This is a genomic window from Pseudoalteromonas ruthenica, from assembly GCF_008808095.1.
Taxonomy (GTDB): domain Bacteria; phylum Pseudomonadota; class Gammaproteobacteria; order Enterobacterales; family Alteromonadaceae; genus Pseudoalteromonas; species Pseudoalteromonas ruthenica.
Genome location: NZ_CP023396.1, coordinates 3,126,703 through 3,145,032 on the forward strand (window position 1 = coordinate 3,126,703; position 18,330 = coordinate 3,145,032).

Annotated in this window: 12 protein-coding genes; 9 read left to right on the forward strand and 3 right to left on the reverse strand. The window is 50.0% G+C overall.

What is annotated here, in order from left to right; all coding sequences use genetic code 11:
• Nucleotides 1-7: 7 nt before the first annotated feature.
• Nucleotides 8-916: a LysR family transcriptional regulator gene (locus PRUTH_RS14770; protein WP_045979389.1), complete on the reverse strand. Its 909-nt coding sequence runs from the start codon at nt 914-916 to the stop codon at nt 8-10.
• 103 nt (nt 917-1,019) lie between these two features.
• Between PRUTH_RS14770 and PRUTH_RS14775 the strand changes: the two genes are divergently transcribed.
• A complete protein-coding gene (locus tag PRUTH_RS14775) occupies nt 1,020-1,874 on the forward strand; it encodes a type 1 glutamine amidotransferase domain-containing protein (RefSeq protein ID WP_151173604.1) in 855 nt (284 codons plus the stop codon).
• A 12-nt stretch (nt 1,875-1,886) separates the two neighbouring features.
• Complete coding sequence (locus tag PRUTH_RS14780) at nt 1,887-3,041, forward strand: iron-containing alcohol dehydrogenase (RefSeq protein ID WP_151173605.1); 1,155 nt, start codon at nt 1,887-1,889, stop codon at nt 3,039-3,041.
• A 40-nt stretch (nt 3,042-3,081) separates the two neighbouring features.
• Here the strand turns inward: PRUTH_RS14780 and PRUTH_RS14785 are convergent, their stop codons facing one another.
• Entirely contained in the window at nt 3,082-3,768 is a 687-nt protein-coding gene (locus PRUTH_RS14785) for an SDR family oxidoreductase (RefSeq protein WP_151173606.1), read from the reverse strand.
• A gap of 122 nt (nt 3,769-3,890) precedes the next feature.
• Between PRUTH_RS14785 and PRUTH_RS14790 the strand changes: the two genes are divergently transcribed.
• Nucleotides 3,891-8,063, forward strand: a complete 4,173-nt coding sequence (locus PRUTH_RS14790) for a DEAD/DEAH box helicase (RefSeq protein WP_151173607.1) — start codon at nt 3,891-3,893, stop codon at nt 8,061-8,063.
• 67 nt (nt 8,064-8,130) lie between these two features.
• Here PRUTH_RS14790 and PRUTH_RS14795 read toward each other — a convergent pair whose 3' ends face one another.
• Nucleotides 8,131-9,963 carry a fasciclin domain-containing protein gene (locus PRUTH_RS14795; protein WP_151173608.1) on the reverse strand — a complete coding sequence of 611 codons (1,833 nt, stop codon included), beginning with the start codon at nt 9,961-9,963 and terminating at the stop codon, nt 8,131-8,133.
• A gap of 317 nt (nt 9,964-10,280) precedes the next feature.
• Between PRUTH_RS14795 and PRUTH_RS14800 the strand changes: the two genes are divergently transcribed.
• The 6 genes from PRUTH_RS14800 (at nt 10,281) to PRUTH_RS14825 (ending at nt 18,326) form a co-directional block, all read left to right on the forward strand.
• Nucleotides 10,281-12,422 (forward strand): TonB-dependent siderophore receptor, encoded by a 2,142-nt coding sequence (locus PRUTH_RS14800; protein ID WP_151173609.1) that lies wholly within the window; start codon nt 10,281-10,283, stop codon nt 12,420-12,422.
• Nucleotides 12,423-12,431: 9 nt separating this feature from the next.
• The gene (locus PRUTH_RS14805; protein ID WP_045979396.1) at nt 12,432-13,646 is read left to right on the forward strand and encodes a PepSY-associated TM helix domain-containing protein; all 1,215 of its coding nucleotides are present in this window, start codon (nt 12,432-12,434) and stop codon (nt 13,644-13,646) included.
• Between the two features lie 183 nt (nt 13,647-13,829).
• On the forward strand, nt 13,830-16,157 hold the full coding sequence (locus PRUTH_RS14810) for a TonB-dependent receptor (protein ID WP_151173610.1): 2,328 nt from the start codon (nt 13,830-13,832) through the stop codon (nt 16,155-16,157).
• A gap of 47 nt (nt 16,158-16,204) precedes the next feature.
• On the forward strand, nt 16,205-16,492 hold the full coding sequence (locus PRUTH_RS14815; RefSeq protein ID WP_022944995.1) for a hypothetical protein: 288 nt from the start codon (nt 16,205-16,207) through the stop codon (nt 16,490-16,492).
• Nucleotides 16,489-18,096 (forward strand): PepSY-associated TM helix domain-containing protein, encoded by a 1,608-nt coding sequence (locus tag PRUTH_RS14820; protein WP_151173611.1) that lies wholly within the window; start codon nt 16,489-16,491, stop codon nt 18,094-18,096. Before PRUTH_RS14815 ends, PRUTH_RS14820 begins: the two co-directional genes overlap by 4 nt.
• Nucleotides 18,093-18,326, forward strand: a complete 234-nt coding sequence (locus tag PRUTH_RS14825; protein ID WP_151173612.1) for a hypothetical protein — start codon at nt 18,093-18,095, stop codon at nt 18,324-18,326. The genes PRUTH_RS14820 and PRUTH_RS14825 overlap by 4 nt, the downstream gene beginning before the upstream one ends.
• The last annotated feature ends 4 nt before the right edge of the window (nt 18,327-18,330 follow it).

The window sequence follows — 18,330 nt, forward strand, 5'->3', positions numbered from 1 at the left end:
AATACACTTATTCGCGATGAAATGCGTAGCGATTAATGTTGGAAAACGCCATCATAATATCTCGCGCATAGTTAACTCTAGGATGTGCCAACGCGCCTTTACGCCAGGCCAAATAAATATTGTTTTCCGGTCCTTCGGGGCCCAACTGCACCAAACGTCCGCTGCGAATATCGTCATGACACAAGTAGTCCGGCAACACCGAATAACCCACGCCGGTGCGCACAATCCCCGCCAGGGCACGAATATCAGGGCAGGTCGCTACGATTGGCGAGCGACAGTGAGCTTTAAAAATCACATCAAAATATTCTCGAATAAGCGGTAGCTGAGCATCGTAGCTCACCACTGGCAAAGTGTTTAAAACGCTGGCATCGATTGGTGCTTGGGCAAGCGCATCGGCAAGCAAGCGGTGTGCAACCAGCATCAGCCTCTCACTATCGAGCACCTGATAGTCATAAACCTTACTATCGGGTAATGAGGCGGTGATCGCTAAATCGGCATTGCCACTGTCCAATGCCGAATAAATTTGCTCGCGGTTACCGGGCAAGATGGTGACCGTCACATTGCCCCCCTGCAATAGATTTGCAAGCTGCGCGGAGGCCACGTAACTAATGTATTCGGCGGGCCCGGCGAGGGTAATGGTTCCTTGCACATCGGTAGAGCGACTGCGCGTTGACGCCATTTTTTGTTCTATGGCATCGAAATGGCTGCCCAACTGGGCCGCCAACTCATGCGCTATGTTGGTCGGCTCAACCCCGCGATGACGGCGCGTAAAGAGCGATTTTCCCACGGCCGACTCCACCGTTTGAATATGCGCTGTCGCCGCCGGCTGCGATAGCCCTAGATTTTTCGCCGCTCGAGAGATATTCAAACAGCGATAGACTTCAACGAAGGTTCGTAATTGCACAAAGTAAGACATAAACTGATATCAGATATTTTATACCTAACCCAAATTAAACTGAATTCTGCTTATTATAGCCCTCCGCTATACTTGTCTCATCCTAAACTTGATTGGAGCAAGTATGCGTATCAAATCAATTTCCACCCTAATCGCCACTGTGGCGACCTTACTAACCACGGCGACCGTTAGCGCCAATAGCAATGCAGAGCAAGTGCTGGTGCTGCTCTCCAGTGAAACGCAAATGACCCTCGCCGATGGCAGTACCTATGAAACAGGGTATTACCTCAATGAATTTGGCGTACCCGCTGATAAGTTACAAAAAGCGGGCTATGAGTTAGTGCTTGCAACACCGAAAGGGAACGCCCCACAAGTAGATGAAAACTCGGTCAAAGCCATGTACTTTGGGGGTAATGAACAAGAAATGGCACGTATTAAAAAGGTCGTAGCGAACTTAGATGGCATTAACGACACCTTGAGCCTCACGCAAGTGATCGACAACGGCCTAGACCAGTACAGCGGCGTATTCATTCCTGGTGGCCACGCACCTTTGATAGATTTGGCCAATAACCCAGAAGTAGGCACCATTTTGGCGCACTTTCATCGTCAGCAGAAACCAACAGCGGCTATTTGCCACGGGCCTATCGCGCTGTTATCAGCACAGCAAAACCCCAGCGCTTACGAGCAAAAGATTGCCTCTGGGCAAAACGCGTCAGCTACAGACTGGCTCTATGATGGTTACCGTATGACTATTTTCTCAAATCCCGAGGAAGCCAGCTTTGAAGCTTCGTTGGCAGGTAAAAAGCTACGTTATTATCCAGCCAAAGCCATGGCCCAAGCCGGTGGCGATATGAGCTTTGCCGACAAATGGCAACCTAATGTAGTGGTTGATAGAGAGCTGATCACCGCGCAAAACCCTTTTTCCGATAACAAACTTGCCGATGCACTTATTTCCGCATTGCGTCAACGTAGCCAGTAGGGTAGTAACACCATGTTAAACTTTGAATTTAAAAACACCACAGAGATCCTCTTTGGCGAAGGCCAAAGCAAGCTTATCGCCGAGCGCCTTAATAGCAATGACAAGATCTTATTGCTATACGGTGGCGGTTCAATTAAGAAAAACGGCGTTTATGACGATGTCGTCGCCGCCCTTGCCGGGTTCGAATTTGTTGAGTTCGCCGGAGTGGAGCCTAACCCCACCTATGAAACTCTCAGTGAGGCTCTGCAAGTGGTCAAAGAACAGGATATCAACTTTATTCTTGCCGTTGGCGGTGGCAGCGTGATCGATGGAGCGAAATATATTGCCGCAGCAGCGCACTATCCTGGCGATGGTTGGGATATTCTCGTTGAAGGGGCTGAGGTAACAAGCGCGCTGCCTATTGGCGCCGTGCTTACGCTGCCGGCCACGGGGTCGGAAAGTAACGGTAATTCGGTGGTTACCAAAAAGGCCACACAGCAAAAGCGCGCATTTGGCTCGCCTTTAGTGCAACCCCAATTTGCTGTGTTAGACCCAACTTACACCTATTCGCTGCCCACTCGGCAAGTGGCTAATGGTGTGGTTGATGCCTTTGTCCATGTGATTGAACAGTACTTAACCTACCCGGTGAACGCGCCGCTGCAGGACCGTTTTGCCGAAGGCATTTTGTCGACTCTTATTGAGCAGGGCCCGCAAGCGCTAAGTACACCGCATGATTACGCTGTACGGGCTAATATCATGTGGTCAGCGACCATGGCACTTAATGGCTTAATTGGTAAAGGCGTGCCGCAAGATTGGGCCACGCACATGATAGGCCATGAGCTGACAGCGCTTTACAACCTCGACCACGCGCAAACTTTGGCCGTTGTGCTACCGGCGCTAATGTTTGTGAAAAAAGAGCAAAAGCGTGAGAAAATCATGCAGCTAGGACGGCGTGTCTTCGCTCTAGAGAATGCCGATGAAGAGGCACTCATCGATGCCACCATCAAAGCGGTGCAAGATTTCTTCGAGCAGATGGGGGTGAAAACCCGCCTCAGTGATTACGGGTTAGATAGCCAAGCGGCTAGCGAAGCAGCTGAGAACCTGCGTCGCAATGATTTGCATGAACTCGGCGAACACGGTGATATTACCCCTCAGGTTGCACAGTCCATTCTCGAACTGGCACGCTAAGGTGACAGGGCCGCCAAGCGGCCCTTACTTATCAATATTGCTAGCTGTCCATCTGTGTCGGCATGACATGCACCTCACGCACATTCGCCCTAGCATCAGCGCTGATAGCATAGTAAACCGCGTCGGCAATATCGTCAGCGGCAAGCTTATCCGGTTTCGGTTCGTCGAAAAATGGCGTGTCCACCATGCCTGGGGTGATAGTGGTGCAACGCCCCTGCCACTGGGCCATCTCTAGTGCCAGGTTTTGCCCAAAGCCATAGGCAAACCACTTACTCGCGCCATAAATAGACCCCTTCAATGGCATGCGCCCAGCAACCGAGCTAGTAAGAATGAATTGCCCTTGGGTTTTCCGCAAATGTGGCAAGCTGGCATGAGCGGTATATAACAAGGCATTGATATTAATGTCTATCATCTTCTGCCATTGCTGTGGGTCGCCCTTTTCTGTGCCCGCTTTGCTCACTCCAGTACCGGCATTAGCAAAAGCCACATCCAAGCGTCCATAATGCATCACCGTACGCTCAACAACATCTTTAAGTGCATCATAATCGGTGGCATCACAGGCAAACGCTACGGCAAAGTCTTCGCCAAGCTCCTGTACCAACTGAGTAAGCTTATCCTCACTGCGCGCGGTCAACGCCACCTTATACCCCTCAGCCACAAGTTTACGTGCCGTGGCTTCACCAATGCCGCTGGAAGCGCCAGTGATCAACACAATTTTCTCGCTCATACACTCTCCTTTTAATTAAACTGACCTTATAGACCTTGGGGGGTTACAGGCAAAAACAACCCACTTGTGCAAAAACCTTGGCTTTGCTAGCGTGTCGCAACCACCATTGCACTGCCATAACCATGCATTTTATCGCCCTAACCGCTGAATTGAACGACACCATTGCTGAGCTATTGCACCGCTTTAATGAGCTTAGCCAAGAGCAACAACACCTTGCCCGAGTGTTAGCCGCCATTTATAAACCGATTGAGTTGCATGCCCTGACACGCATTGTGCAGCATCCGGACATGGCTGCAATCGCGCACTTCAGCGACAAAACCTTGAAACATGCCATTACCGAGTTAAAAGCCTTAGAACTGGTGCAGCAAAGTCGCCACGGCGTGGTCATTAACCGTTTAGTCGCCAATTCACTAGTACGCAGTGCCATAGCTAAAAATCATTACTTGGCAACGTTAACCGCTGCCGAGACCGTGGTTCCGGTGTTGAGTAGTTACCAGTGGCAAGAGCAAACCGCCGATCAGCGTCGCCTTATTCGCGATATGTATTTCCTTGGTGAACACAAGCGGGTGATGGAGCTGTTGGCACTGCCTAAAAATCCACTACAACTTGATTGGCAACAAAGTCCAGCGCTGTGCGGCTTGGTGTTCCACCCCTTTAACCTTGATGAGTTCAAGACCCTGGATGCACGTTTACAGTATCAAGCCTTCGCCACCCTACTGGCAGCACATCGGCAACAAGGCCAAAGCACGGCAGTACTAGTGCAGTACTTACATCAAGCTTGTGTCGCAGTGCCGGACAACACCTGGCTACACAATTTAAAGGCGGAGCAATATCTATGGCGTGGCGATATCACTCAACTCGCGGCCCATATTAATCCGCAAGATACCGAGTTATATAGTTTATTACTGCAAGGCAGTGCTGCTTTTTTACAACAACAATTCGCAGCAGCGAAGCAGTTATTTGAACAGGCACTACAGGCCAAAAGTCGATATCAACGGCGTAAAAAGCAATATCTGGAAGGGATCTACGGCCTTTTTTACCAACTCACCTTGCTCACTCTAGGCAGTGGCCAAGACCGCAGCCCCTTGCAGACCCTAGAGCAGCAACTGGATCACCAACAACAAGACAAGCAACGCAGCGAATTTGCACTGACTATCGAGTTGGTTTTAAGGCGCTTTATGCATCATCTCAAAGGCCGTGATAGTTACCGATTTCGCGCCGATTACTTGGGGTTCTGTCGCAAAGGGGAGTTGAATTATCAGCTTTATGTGGTGTTTGCGCTGGCAGCGTACCGCTGGAGTTCGCAATCACCGGAGCCGTGGTTATTAGCGCTCAAAGACCCTGCTCAACGTTTCTTCGAACATAGCCAATGCCAGCTGTTTGGCGCATTTTTGCAGCAATTTGACGGCTTATCTACCGACGCTCCCATCAATATTGCGCATTTACTCCGAAGCCAAGAAAGCTGGGATATCGCCCTTGAACAGCTGCTTGCACTCGATACTCAAACTGACAACACACGCGATGAAGACACACGGTTAGTATGGCAATTAACCTCTGAGCGTTTTGCAGCAACACTCAAACCAAAACAACAAAAACGCAGTAAACATGGTTGGAGTAAAGGCAAAGCCGTGTCGTTACAGCGCCTGCATAAAGAGCCTCAGAGCTTTAACCTGAGCCACCAAGACCAGGCTATCTGCGCCCAAATCGACGTGCGCACCGGCCATGACTTCTACCGCAGCAAAGAATACCATTTACCCCTTGCCAGCGCCCTACCCTGTGCCGTCGGCGCCGACAATATTGTTGATGAGCAAGGCCATGCTTTGGAGCTGGTGCAGCGCGAGCCTAGCCTCCGCATCGTCACCCATGGCGATGAGCTTAGCCTCAGTATCGCCCAGTTGCCCACCCAGATTTATCAGGCAGAGCCGCCACTTACCTCGGTACGTATGCCTCGCCCTGGGGTGTGTGAGTTCACCATTTTTCAGCAACAGCATCTGCAAGTGGTTAATATCGTTGGCGAAGCGGGGCTCACCATACCCAGTCACGCGAAAGCAAAAGCACTGCAAAGCATCCGCGCCATTGCGCCATTGATAAACATCGAGTCAGACATCGATGGCATCGGCGAAGCACTCATACAAACAGCACCCGCTGCTGAATTAGTGATCAACATTACCCCTTTGGCGTCAGGGTTAAAGTTCGACTGCGTAGTGATGCCTTTTGGCGAGCATGGCCCGACCATGAAGCCGGGGGTGGGCAGCCGCAATGTCAGTGCTCATATTGACGGCAAGCGTATTGCTCTACAGCGCGATCTCGCCTACGAACAACGTTTGCTCGAGCAACTCGATGAGCATTGCAGTGATTTCCAGGCCATGACCGACACCAGCTTGTCACAACCTGATTGGCAACCTGCGCTGGTCACGTTAGAGCAATTACAATTGGCGTTAGCCAACCAGCACCCTGATTTACCGCTCAAGCTGCGCTGGCCGCGAGGAAAAGCTATTACCTTAACGCAGCCACTAAAAAGTGAGCATTTACAACTCAGTATCAGCCAAAAAAATGAGTGGTTTGATATTACCGGCAGCGCCACATTGGACGATGGCAAGGTGCTGGAGTGGCAAGCTTTGATCACCGCTTTTGCTACCAGTGGGGGGCGCTTTATTACCTTGGAAGATAATCGTATTGTGGCGCTCAGCGAGCAGCTCAAACAGCAGCTCGAAGTGCTCAGCGGGGCGGCAGATCAGGGCTTATATCACCCGCTAACCAGCCGCTTAATTCGCGACCATACCACGGGTATGCGCATGCAAACGGTGCCTGGCTGGGAGCAATTAGATCGCCGCATGCGTGAAGCCAATACGTTACAGCCGCCACTCCCCAGCACCTTTCAAGCACATTTGCGCGACTATCAATTGCAAGGTTTTGACTGGGCCATGCGTCTCGCCCACTGGGGGGCGGGAGGATGTTTAGCCGATGATATGGGCTTAGGTAAAACGGTGCAGGCTTTGGCGGTGTTAGTTGCCCGCGCCGGGGATGGCCCAGCGCTGATCATTGCCCCTACCTCGGTGTGCTTTAATTGGCAGCAAGAGGCGCAGCACTTCGCTCCGACCTTAACGCTAACACAATTCTCAGAACTAAAAGATCACCAGACAAGAGCGCAGAAAGTGCAGGCGCTTGGCGCCGGCGATGGTTTAGTGATCAGCTACCAGCAACTACAGCGTCATATTGAGTTACTTGAGCCCATCCGCTGGCATAGCATTATTGCCGACGAAGCTCAGGCGTTAAAAAACCCGCTGGCTAAACGCACTCGCGCCGCGTACGCCCTAAAAGGCGAATTTAAACTGATCACCACAGGCACCCCCATTGAGAACAACCTCACCGAACTGTGGAGTTTGTTTCGCTTTATTAATCCTGGTTTGCTGGGCAACTTAAAACGCTTTAGTCGCCGCTTTACCCACGTCATTGAGAATGCCGAGCAGGAGCCGGCCAAGGCATTAAAGGCACGCCGGGCGCTCAAGGAACTGATCAAACCTTTTATGCTACGCCGCTTAAAGTCGCAAGTTTTGCAGGAGCTGCCGCAAAAGACAGAGATTAACCAGTTAGTCCCATTGAGCGACGAAGAACAGCATTTTTATGAAGCGCTGCGCCAGCAGGCCCTTGAGGAACTGCAACAACTAGAGCAACTCGATAATCCCGGTGAACAACGCATCCAAATGTTGGCGCAGTTGACTAAGTTGCGTCAGGCCAGTTGTCACCCACAATTAGCAATGCCACAAAGCACCTTAACCAGTAGTAAACTCGAAGCCCTTGATGAACTACTACAGGAGCTACTTGAGAATCATCATAAAGCACTTATTTTTAGCCAATTTGTCGGTCATTTGCGGTTATTGGAAGCGCATATTAAGCGCCGTGGCATCGCCTATCAATATCTAGACGGCAGCACCCCAGCCGCTGCGCGCAAAGCACGTATTGAGGCCTTCCAGCAAGGCCAAGGGGAAGTGTTCTTAATTAGCCTTAAAGCCGGTGGCTCAGGCTTGAACCTCACGGCGGCCGACTATGTTATTCATATGGATCCTTGGTGGAACCCAGCGGTGGAGCAACAGGCTTCTGATCGCGTTCACCGTATGGGGCAAACACGACCAGTAACCATCTACCGACTCATTGCCAAAGGCACCATTGAAGAAAGGATTCTCGCCCTGCATCAGCACAAGCGCGAATTAGCCGACACCTTACTCAGTGATTTTGATAGCACTGCACAGCTCAGTGTCAGCGAGATGATGGCTATGCTTAAAGACACCTTTTAACTCTGTACCACAACAAGCACAAAAGCCCGCTTAAATAAGCGGGCCGGCTGTCTACACTGAGTTGTACTTATTGCATGGGCATCAAAACGGTGTCGATGACGTGGATGACGCCATTGTCACTTGCCACATCCGCCGAGCTCACCACCGACTCGTCGATATACAGCGCTCCATCTTGCAGTGACAAAGTGCTCATATCACCATTGGCCATGGTGACCATTGGGTTGTCTGAATTAGCGATATCAATGGCCGCATCAGAGCTCACCGTAGCATCAGCAACTACATGATATAAAAGTACATTTGTAAGCGCTTCAGGATCGGCTAACAGCGCATCTAAGGTCGCTTGGTCAAGCTTATCAAACGCCGCATCGGTGGGAGCAAACACCGTAAACTCGCGCTCTAAGTCTGCCAAGGTTTGCTCAAGCCCAGCCTCTTGCAACGCACTGACTAGGGTTGTGAAATTACCATCGGCTACGGCAACATCCACGATTGACTGCTCACTAGGCGGCATTAGCACGCTATCAATCACATGAATAACACCGTTGTCAGCAGCCACATTGGCGGTGGTTACCTGCGCATTGTCAATGTACAACATGTCATTTTGCAGCGATAACGTCGCTGTATCGCCATTGGCCATGGTGATCATCGGCTGCTCTGAGTTAGCCACAGCAATGGCCGCGTCTGATTGCACTGTGGCATCAGGAAGTACGTGATAAAGCAACAAATCTGATAGCGCTTCAGCGTCGGCAAATAGCGCATCGACAGTAGTTTGGTCAAGTTGTTCAAAGGCCGCATCGGTCGGGGCAAAAACGGTAAATTCACGCTCTAAATCGGCTAAAGTGGTATCCAGCCCTGTGGTTTGCAAAGCCGCCACCAAAGTGCTGAAGTTGCCATTACCGACGGCGACATCGACCACAGATTGTGCTGGTGCCGGGACTTGAACTTCACCAACAACAACGGTATCGAGCACATGGATAATACCGTTAGTAGTTTGGATGTCTGTCATGGTCACTGTGGCATCACCAAATTTTAGCGTGTCGTTTTCACCATCAATGGTTATATCTATCTGATTGCCTGATACCGTCTGTGCTTGTTGGCCATTCAAAGAAAATGCCGTGATTGAGTCTACCGAGCCACTGACAACATGCTGCAACAATATCTCTTTGAGCACTTCTGGGTTGGCCAGTAACGTGTCGATAGTGGCTTGCCCTAATGCCGCAAAAGCCGCATCAGTCGGAGCAAAAACAGTGAACTCCTGCGATTCGTCACTCAAGGTTGCGACCAAATTAGTCGCTTCAAGGGCCGCCGCCAAGGTGGTGAAGTCGTCGCTGGCAACCGCTGTTTCAATAATATTCATCGTTGGCTGCTGCGGTTGCGATTGTGGCGGCGTCAATACCGCATCAATCACATGGATCACGCCGTTGTTGGCGCTAATATCCGTGGTGGTCACGGTTGCCGTGTTGACCAATAACTCGTCACGAGATAAAGACAAGCCCAATGCTGCACCATTGACTGTCGCAACAGTTGAGCCTGCGGCGTCAATTGCGGCACTTGAGCTGACCCGAGAGTCCAAAACATGATAAGTGAGGATCGCCGAGAGGGTATCAGGGTCCTCAAGCAAGGCATCAATGGTTTCTTGCCCAAGCAAGGCAAAAGCGTCATCAGTGGGTGCGAACACTGTAAATTGACTGTCGGTGTCGCTGAGAGTGGCATCTAGCCCGGTGGCCTGAAGTGCAGCGGTCAAGGTTTCAAAATCCTCAGACGCAGCGGCAACATCAACCACTGTAGTAATGGGCGCTTCGGGCGGTTCGACGACAGCAGTATCGTTGTCATCATCATCGCTACAAGCAGTAGTAAGCGCCAACAAACCTGCTATAAGCGTTAATTTCAGATAGTCTTTCACGTTTGCTTTCCTTTTTTTAAGTGAGACAGCAAACTCAACTACGTCGGTAACGATAATAAAAGATCAATAAAGTGTTACTTTATTTATACAAGCTGTGCCTACATCATCAACAAACAACGGTGATTCTCTCTATCACAACCACATAGTAACCATCTAAATAAATTGAGATTTTTATCGCTTTCAGAGCCAAGATAAAGCATCGAGAGTGCTCCTAACTATTGCTCAATTTTATATAAGCCTTATACAACCACATTGTAAGTGATAATTGTTTTCATTATACTTAAGTTCTGTTTTCAGTTTTACTTACTACAATAACTATGCGCTACCGTTCTATTTTCTTAGCTGTAATTAGCTCTTTACCGGCTCTTGCTCTTGCCAATACGGCCACCGAGCAAGATCAAGCGAATAACGACACCATAGAGAAAATTGAGGTAGTTGGTCGCGCGTTTTCTCTTTATCGGCCAACAGAATCAAGTTTCGGTACCCGCACCAATACGCCTTTGGAAAAAATTCCACAGTCGATTCAGGTACTGCCACAAGCATTAATAAACGATCAAGCTGCACGGCAGATCACCGATTTATACAGCAATATCGCCGGCGTTAATGCGTTTAGTTATTCAGGGGTGACCTTTCGCGGCTTTCGCCAAGACGAAATTCTCTATGATGGTGTAAAGGGCGACCCATTTAATGGTTTTGCCGTTCCCCAGCTATTTAATATTGAACAAGTCGCCGTGCTCAAAGGGCCAGCTGGCGCAGTGTATGGCAGTGGTAACCCAGGCGGCATTATCAACTATGTGACTAAAAAGCCGCAGTTTAGTGAGCAAACCACGGTAGAACTAGAGGTAGGTAATGATGATTATCTTAGCGGAGCGTTTGAAAGCACCGGCGCCATCAGTGACTCCGACGCTCATGCCTATCGCGTTGGTCTATACCGTGATAGCGAAGAGCCCTTTCGCGCCAACACCACCACCGACAACACCATTGTCGATCTAGGCTATACCTGGCTGGCCACTCGCGATACCGAGCTGACGCTACAGTATACCTATATAGAACAAGAGCTAGGAGGCGCACGCTTGCGTGGCGTTCCTGTAGACGAACAAGGTAACTTCATCACCGACATTAGTTGGAATCACAACGAAGCGACTGACTTTCAGAACGTTGAGGCCCATGTTTATCAAGCCATTATAAAACATGACCTGAATGATACTTGGCGAATGGATATCACCGCACGTTACTTCGACAACGAGGAACTACAGAATTACCATGAGCCTCGCGGCCTAGTCGATACTGACAACGACGGCATGGCTGACTGGAGCCATCGCGAATTTCGTGATCAAATACGCGAAAATGAAGGTTTTAGTCTAACAGCCAACGCTATTGCTGAGTTGCAACTTGGCGATACGCAGCATCAAATACTGCTTGGTAGTGATTGGTATAAACATGACTTTGCTGGCGATTACCGTACTGCACGGCAACAGAGTAAAGGCGGCCCCGTGCCCGGGCTCGACCTACACAACCCTGAGTATGGTCTGACTTCACGTGCCGACTATAACATGGACGCCATTGCCTCTCGCTTGAGCGCGACTACGCTGACGCGTTGGGGGGTCTATGCACAAGACCAAGTCGACTTAACCGACCAATGGAGTGTGACTGCAGGGCTACGTTACGATCACTTTGAAGACCGTGATGAGCTTAATCACACCGAGTTCTCCGACAGCGATATAACTTATCGTCTCGGCACCAGCTATAACATCAATGACATGTTCTTCCCTTACGCCTTGCACGGTACCGGATTTGTGCCGCAAAGCGCGAGCAATCAAGACCCTGCAGCTGGTGGCCCGTTTGACCCAGAACACAGCCGTATCAATGAGTTAGGACTAAGAACTAAGCTTTTCGATGACAGCCTCGCGGTGAACATTGCCACCTACGATATTGTTCGCGAGAATATTTTACAGCCCAGCTTGCTCGGTGATATTGGCAATGATGGCACCGATGATCTGGTGGCCTTAGGAGAAGTGCAAAGTAAGGGGATTGAGCTGGAAGTGGTGGGAGATATTACCGAGCGCTGGGTGATCACCGCAAGCTATGCATACAACGACACACGAATTACCGAATCCAGTGATAGCATTCGCAACCAAATTCCCGACAGCGACAAGTTTGCTAATGCGCCACAAAACACGCTGGGAGTCTGGACTCGCTATGAGTTGCCACAGCTTAACTCATCAATTTCCGCAGGTTTAGACTATGTCGACGAGCAAATGAGCCTAGGTGGATTGCCGGTGAAGCCTTACACCATTTACAATATGGCATGGCAAACCCAGTATCAAAACTGGCAATGGCAGCTCTCGGTTAAAAACCTCTTCGACAAAGAGTATGCATCCAGCGGCTTTATTACCCGTACAGGGCACTTCCCTGGCGAGCCTCGTCGCATTTATGTGAGCGCCAAGTATCGTTTTTAAGGAATACCAGTGAGCGCTAGGCAGTGGTTTAATGTGCACTCATGGGCAGGGCTGTTTGTTGGCGCCCTGCTTTTTGTGACTTGTTTATCGGGTACTTTGGCAACGCTCAGTCACGAGCTTGAGTACCTGAGTGATAGTCAGTTTCGCGCTATCAGTGACAGTGGCGACACCGATTTTGCCGCCATTGAACGCACCTTGAATACGCATTACCCCGGTGCTCAGGTGATGTATCTAACTCGCCATAAACAAGACTATCTCGCCACTGAAGTTCAGTTAAAAATACAAGGGTCTTTTCGCTTCGTGTATGTGGATGGTGCCACCGGTGCATTACTCGGAGAAGGGCCGTGGGCGCGTATCTCACGATTCTTGCGTAACTGGCATATGACCCTATCCATGGGCTGGACGGGGAAGCTTATCATCACCAGCTTAAGCTTACTGTTAGTGGTGTTGTTGGTGTCCAGCCTTTACGTATATCGTCAGTGGTGGCGTCATTTTTTGAAGCGCCCCGCTGCTCTCACACTTAGCAAGCGCAATAGCTGGTCCGATTGGCATAAACTCCTCGGTTTGTGGAGCTACTGGTTTATCTTGGTGATGGCACTAACGGGGTTATGGTATTTAGTTGAACACGGCCTACAAACGGCGAAGATAGATCATTATGTTGCACCGCCGCCAGCAGTGACCCAATTGGCCAATCAAAATGAAAAGAGCACACGCCCGCCGCTCACTTTGAGTGCCGCTTATCAAGCAGCGAAGCAGGCCTTCCCAAGTTTAGATATTCGCTATATCAGCTACCCACAACACAGTCATCAGGCTATCCAAATTCGCGGTTACAACGACGATATACTGCTGCGTCTACGCGCCAATAAGGTCTATTTGCACCCAGCAACAGGTGCCGTATTAGGTATTCAAAAAGGCGAGCAGCTGCCCTTAGTGCCGCGCCTAAAAGACACCGCCGATCCATTGCACTTTGGTAACTTTGCCGGCCTCGGCACTAAGCTCATTTGGGCGTTCTTTGGCGCGCTGATGACCTTTGTGAGCGGTGCCGGAGTGGTGATGGGCTGGTTACGAGTGCGACGCAAAACCTCTGCTATTCGCTGGCTAGGGGTATCCGGCGTTATCGCTATTGCGTTAGTGCTTGCCTCGGTGGTTGCCACGAGTATGTCATTTAGTGTGCGCAACGTTCCGGCGCAGTTATTTTCGCCAGTGCTCGGCGTTGAGAAGTAAGAGGGTGTTGCAATAGTGCTACCACTCTAAAAATAACAATTAATCCCTTAGCTATTGAGTTGAAAGTAAAAAATTAGCGATTAATCAGCTTTATTAGCAAAAAATGAACAAATGATTATTGTTTGTACTTACATAACAGATCTATAATGCGAACGATTTTCATTTTTTATACAGGGAATTATTATGAAGTCCTCTCCCGCTCTCGCCCCCTTAGCCATTGCTATTACTTTGGCGTTATGTGCAGCAAACAGCTTAACCGTTCACGCCGATGTTCAGGATATCGAAAAGATTATTGTCAGTGGTCAAAAAATTGATCGCGGTCTTCAAGAAACCCCCACCAGCGTTGCCGTAATAACAGAGCAAACGGTAGAGCGTGAGAACCTCAATACCTTCTATGATGTCCTTGCTCGTACCCCCAACGTATCTGGAACTGACGGTGCAGGCTTTAATATTCGTGGCATTGATGCGTTTAATGTTACCGGCGGCGGCTCTGGCGGTTTAGCCAGTGTGTATATCGATGGCGCGCCTGTGCCGTACAGAATGATGCAACAAGGCGGCTTTTCTACTTGGGATATCAGCCAGGTGGAGGTTCTTCGAGGCCCGCAATCGACCCTGCAAGGCCGTAATGCACTGGCAGGCGCGGTGGTCATGAATACCCGCGATGCAGAGCAAGAATACAGTTTGAAAGCTCGCCTGGGCATGGGCGAATACGGTGCTCAAGAGGCCGCCATTGCTCTTGGAGGTGGCCTGGTTGAGGATGAACTGGCATTTCGTCTCAGTGCTGAAAAACGTGATAGTGGTGGTTACAACACCAATGTGGCTACCGGTGAAGAGTCGGACTTTGACGACAATGAATTCTATCGCGCTAAGCTACGCTATACGCCGACAGCCTTACCCCAGTTTGAAGCACAACTGAGCTTTATGCACAGCGAAAACGAAAAAGGCATCGAATGGGTAGCGACACAAAGCGGTAATACGGCTTATCCGATTAACGATATCTTCGATGATCGTTACGTTTATCTCGACTCACCAACCTTTGAGTTTACCGATACCGACATGTATGCGCTCAATATGCAGTACGACCTCACTGATTTCTGGCGTCTCACTGCAATCACTACTTACTCTAACTCAAAGTATGGCTATGAATGGGATGGCGATGCGTCGATGGTTGGACCGCAATCAACACTCACCGATCGCCGCGAAGACAAAACCACTTCTCAAGAACTGCGCTTAACCTATGATGGTGAACGCCTCAGTGGGTTAATCGGGCTTTACTATTCCGATGTTGATGTTAATGACATCAGCAGTGGCGAGCGTGGTGTCACCTTTGAGCAGCTGGGTGTACGCACGTTACTGACAGCCCCCCCTGAGTTTGGCGGGCTGGGACTACCCGCTGTGTTAGCCGAACAAGTTCTGCAATTATACCGTGGCGCTGACCCCTTGTTTATTAGCCAGTCTGCCTATTATGTGCAAGGGATCACCACCACCGCCTTGTTCGCTGATTTTACCTATGAGCTAAACAACCACTGGGACGCATTCGCTGGCCTACGCTATGACCGCGAACAACAGGAAAACGGCAACACCACCGATATCAGTATCAGTGCACGCACCGAACAAGCGCTACCACAACCCAGTGACTATGCGTTTGATCCCATGCTGGCACAACTGATTGGCGGCATTAATCAGCAATTATACGCGATGGCCGCCGACGCCTCAGGCGACGAGCCCGTTGAAGACGCTGACTTTGATGCTTGGCTGCCCAAAGTGGGCGCTACGTATCGCTTCAATGATGACGTATCATCTAGTTTTACAGTGCAACGCGGTTATCGCTCAGGTGGTGTGGGCACTAATATCGCCCAGTCGACGCCCTTTACGTTCGACCCTGAATACACTTGGAACTACGAGTTAGCAATGCGTTCCGTATGGCTTGACGACGCTTTAGTACTCAACGCCAATCTCTTTTATTTGGACTGGGAAGACCAGCAAGTTGATGTCTATCTATCCAGTAACCAATATGATCGTGAGGTTCGCAACGTTGGCGCGTCCCATGTCCAAGGTTTTGAAACCGAATTAAGTTACTCGCTCAACCCAAGCACTCGCTTCTATGGCGGTATTGGTTATTCGCAAACAGAGTTTGACGACTTCGTGCAACTCTTTAATGGCGTTGAGACCAATTACAGCGGACGCGAATTCGCCGGTGCGCCGCAATGGACTGCGCTAATGGGAGTTGATTACTTCTCACATCAAGGTTGGGTCGCCAATGTGAATGCCAGCTACACCGGCAGCTCCCAACGCCTATCCACACCCTTAGAGCAGGGGTTAGACCCACGCAATGACACCCACTGGCTGGTCAATGCCCGTGTCGGCTACCAATGGCAGCATTATGGTGTGTATGCCTTAGTGCAAAATGCGCTTGATGAGCAATATGTTGTGTTAGCCCCAGCGGGACTTGGCAACCAAACCTTAGGCGCTCCGCGCACCTTCAGTGTGCGCTTCGAAGCACAATTTTAGTTAGGCATTCATCGCGCGGCCCAGCGCCGCGCTCAAGGGGCAATAATATGACAAAAAAACGCACCTTCAGTGCCACCAAGCGTCGGCACTTTCTTGCCTGCGTGTTGGCACTGCTCACCTCGGTAGTGATTATTCCGGGCATGACAACCTATTTACCTTTTGCCATGAGCGAGCAAATTCTCATGCCAATTATGCTATTTCCGCTTATTTGGACGGCGCTATTTATGTACGCATATATGGCGGAAAAGGCATGGCATCCGTTGGCAGTAATGGTACTGCTGATAGTTATTCATGGCGTATTGAGCTTTATCGCCCTAACAGGAGCAACAGGATGAAATCATTAACCATCAAGAAGCTCTTTAATATCCATAGTTGGGTGGGAGTTATTACCGCTGTATTGCTATTTATTGTCGCCTTTAGTGGTGCTATTGCGGTATTGAGTCGCCCTGAGCTGAAAATATGGGCGAACCCCGAAATTCAGCAGGCTCCAAAAATACCAGCGCAAGCAATCACTGAGCTTGTGAACCAATACCATGAGCAAGTACCCGCACCATTCGGTGAAAATATTCATGTATACTTGCCTAGCGGCCATAACACTCATTTACTGACCTTGTTATTTGAATCGCATCATGGTGATGACAATTACGATCAGGCTGTGGCGCACGTTTTTCAATTTCATCCCAACACTTTGGCGTTGCAATCGACTTACTATGGTCCGAGCCAAACCTTCTATGCTAAGCGCAAAACAGATGCTGCCAGCTTTATTGGCCACTTTCATGCCGACTTACATCTCGGCCGACCGATTGGGCTAATACTCACGGGGGTGCTAGGTTTGACGCTGTTGGTGTCGACGCTCACCGGGCTGTTTATCCACCGCCAGTTTTTGCGGCAACTGTTTACCTTTCGCCGCCATAAAGGGACCAGTGTTTGGGTGAGTGACGGGCACAAAGTAATGGGGATTTGGGGAAGTCTCTTTCATGGCGTGATTGGTTTTACCGGGGCATTCCTTGGCCTAGCCACGGTTATTTTATTGCCAGCCGCCGCTTTGGTTAACTTTGGCGGCGATCAAGATAAGCTGGTGGAAACATTTACCGCCATTCCTGAGCCAGTCATTAGCCATCAGTATCAACCGACCCAACTGGCCGATATTCTTGCTGATGCCGAGCAGCGCTTCGCCGATGCTCATATTCTTGATGTCACGATTATGGCGCATAACGATGCCAACAGCGAAGTCTATCTGCGTTTGCTTGGCGGGGAGTCGGTGGCCTCGCAGTTACTGCATTATCACGGCGATGGCGAGTACATAAAGTCAATGAGTAGCTTTGGCGATATCCCCGGCGTGTCCATCAAGGTGTTAGAGCTATTGTTTCCCTTGCACTTTGGTAATTTCGGTGGGATTTTTATCAAGCTCGTGTGGACTGCGCTGGGCTTAACCACAGCACTATTGCCACTGTCAGGGATCATGATGTGGTTAAGTAAACGCGCTCGAGGCAACAACCCGAGCTTAAGCCACAAAGCTTATCAGCGCTGGAATCGCTTTATCATTGGCAGCTGTGGCGGCTTAGTACTGGCCTGTATGTTACTGTTTCCGGCGCAAGTGCTCATCAATGCCTATGTTCCACCCACCGCGCACAATGCCGTTATCGGCCCGCTGTTTTTCTATTCATGGTTGCTCTGGTTACTGCTGGGCGCATTACCTTGGCATTATCATCGCTATTTCCAAGCGACATTAGCATGCATAGGCAGCTTAGCGTTGTTGGTGCTACCGCTTAACGTTTTACTCTCTGAAAACCACGTGTTTAATGCTGGCAGCTTATTGGTAAGTAGTGTTGATATCGGCTTTTTTGCTATTGGCTTGGGTTGCTACTACGCCCTTAGGCGCCTCTATAAAGGCACCGCAACTCGGTCGCAGCTTGTTAATCAGGAGCAACAAGTATGAAGCTAATAATACTCGTGTGTGTCTCGATGCTACTGTTGGCCGCCACCGGGTTAGTACGTAAACACCCTAAAACCCCACTCACTGTGCTGAGTTCGGTGCTTGGTTATGGCTTAGCAGCTTGGGGGTTTGTTTATATCTACGGTGTTATCGGCGGCGCTTTCACTTTCATTGCCAGTGCCTTATTAGCAGGGATAGTTATCGCCTTGAGCTTAGGCAAGCCTGACCAGTAATAAC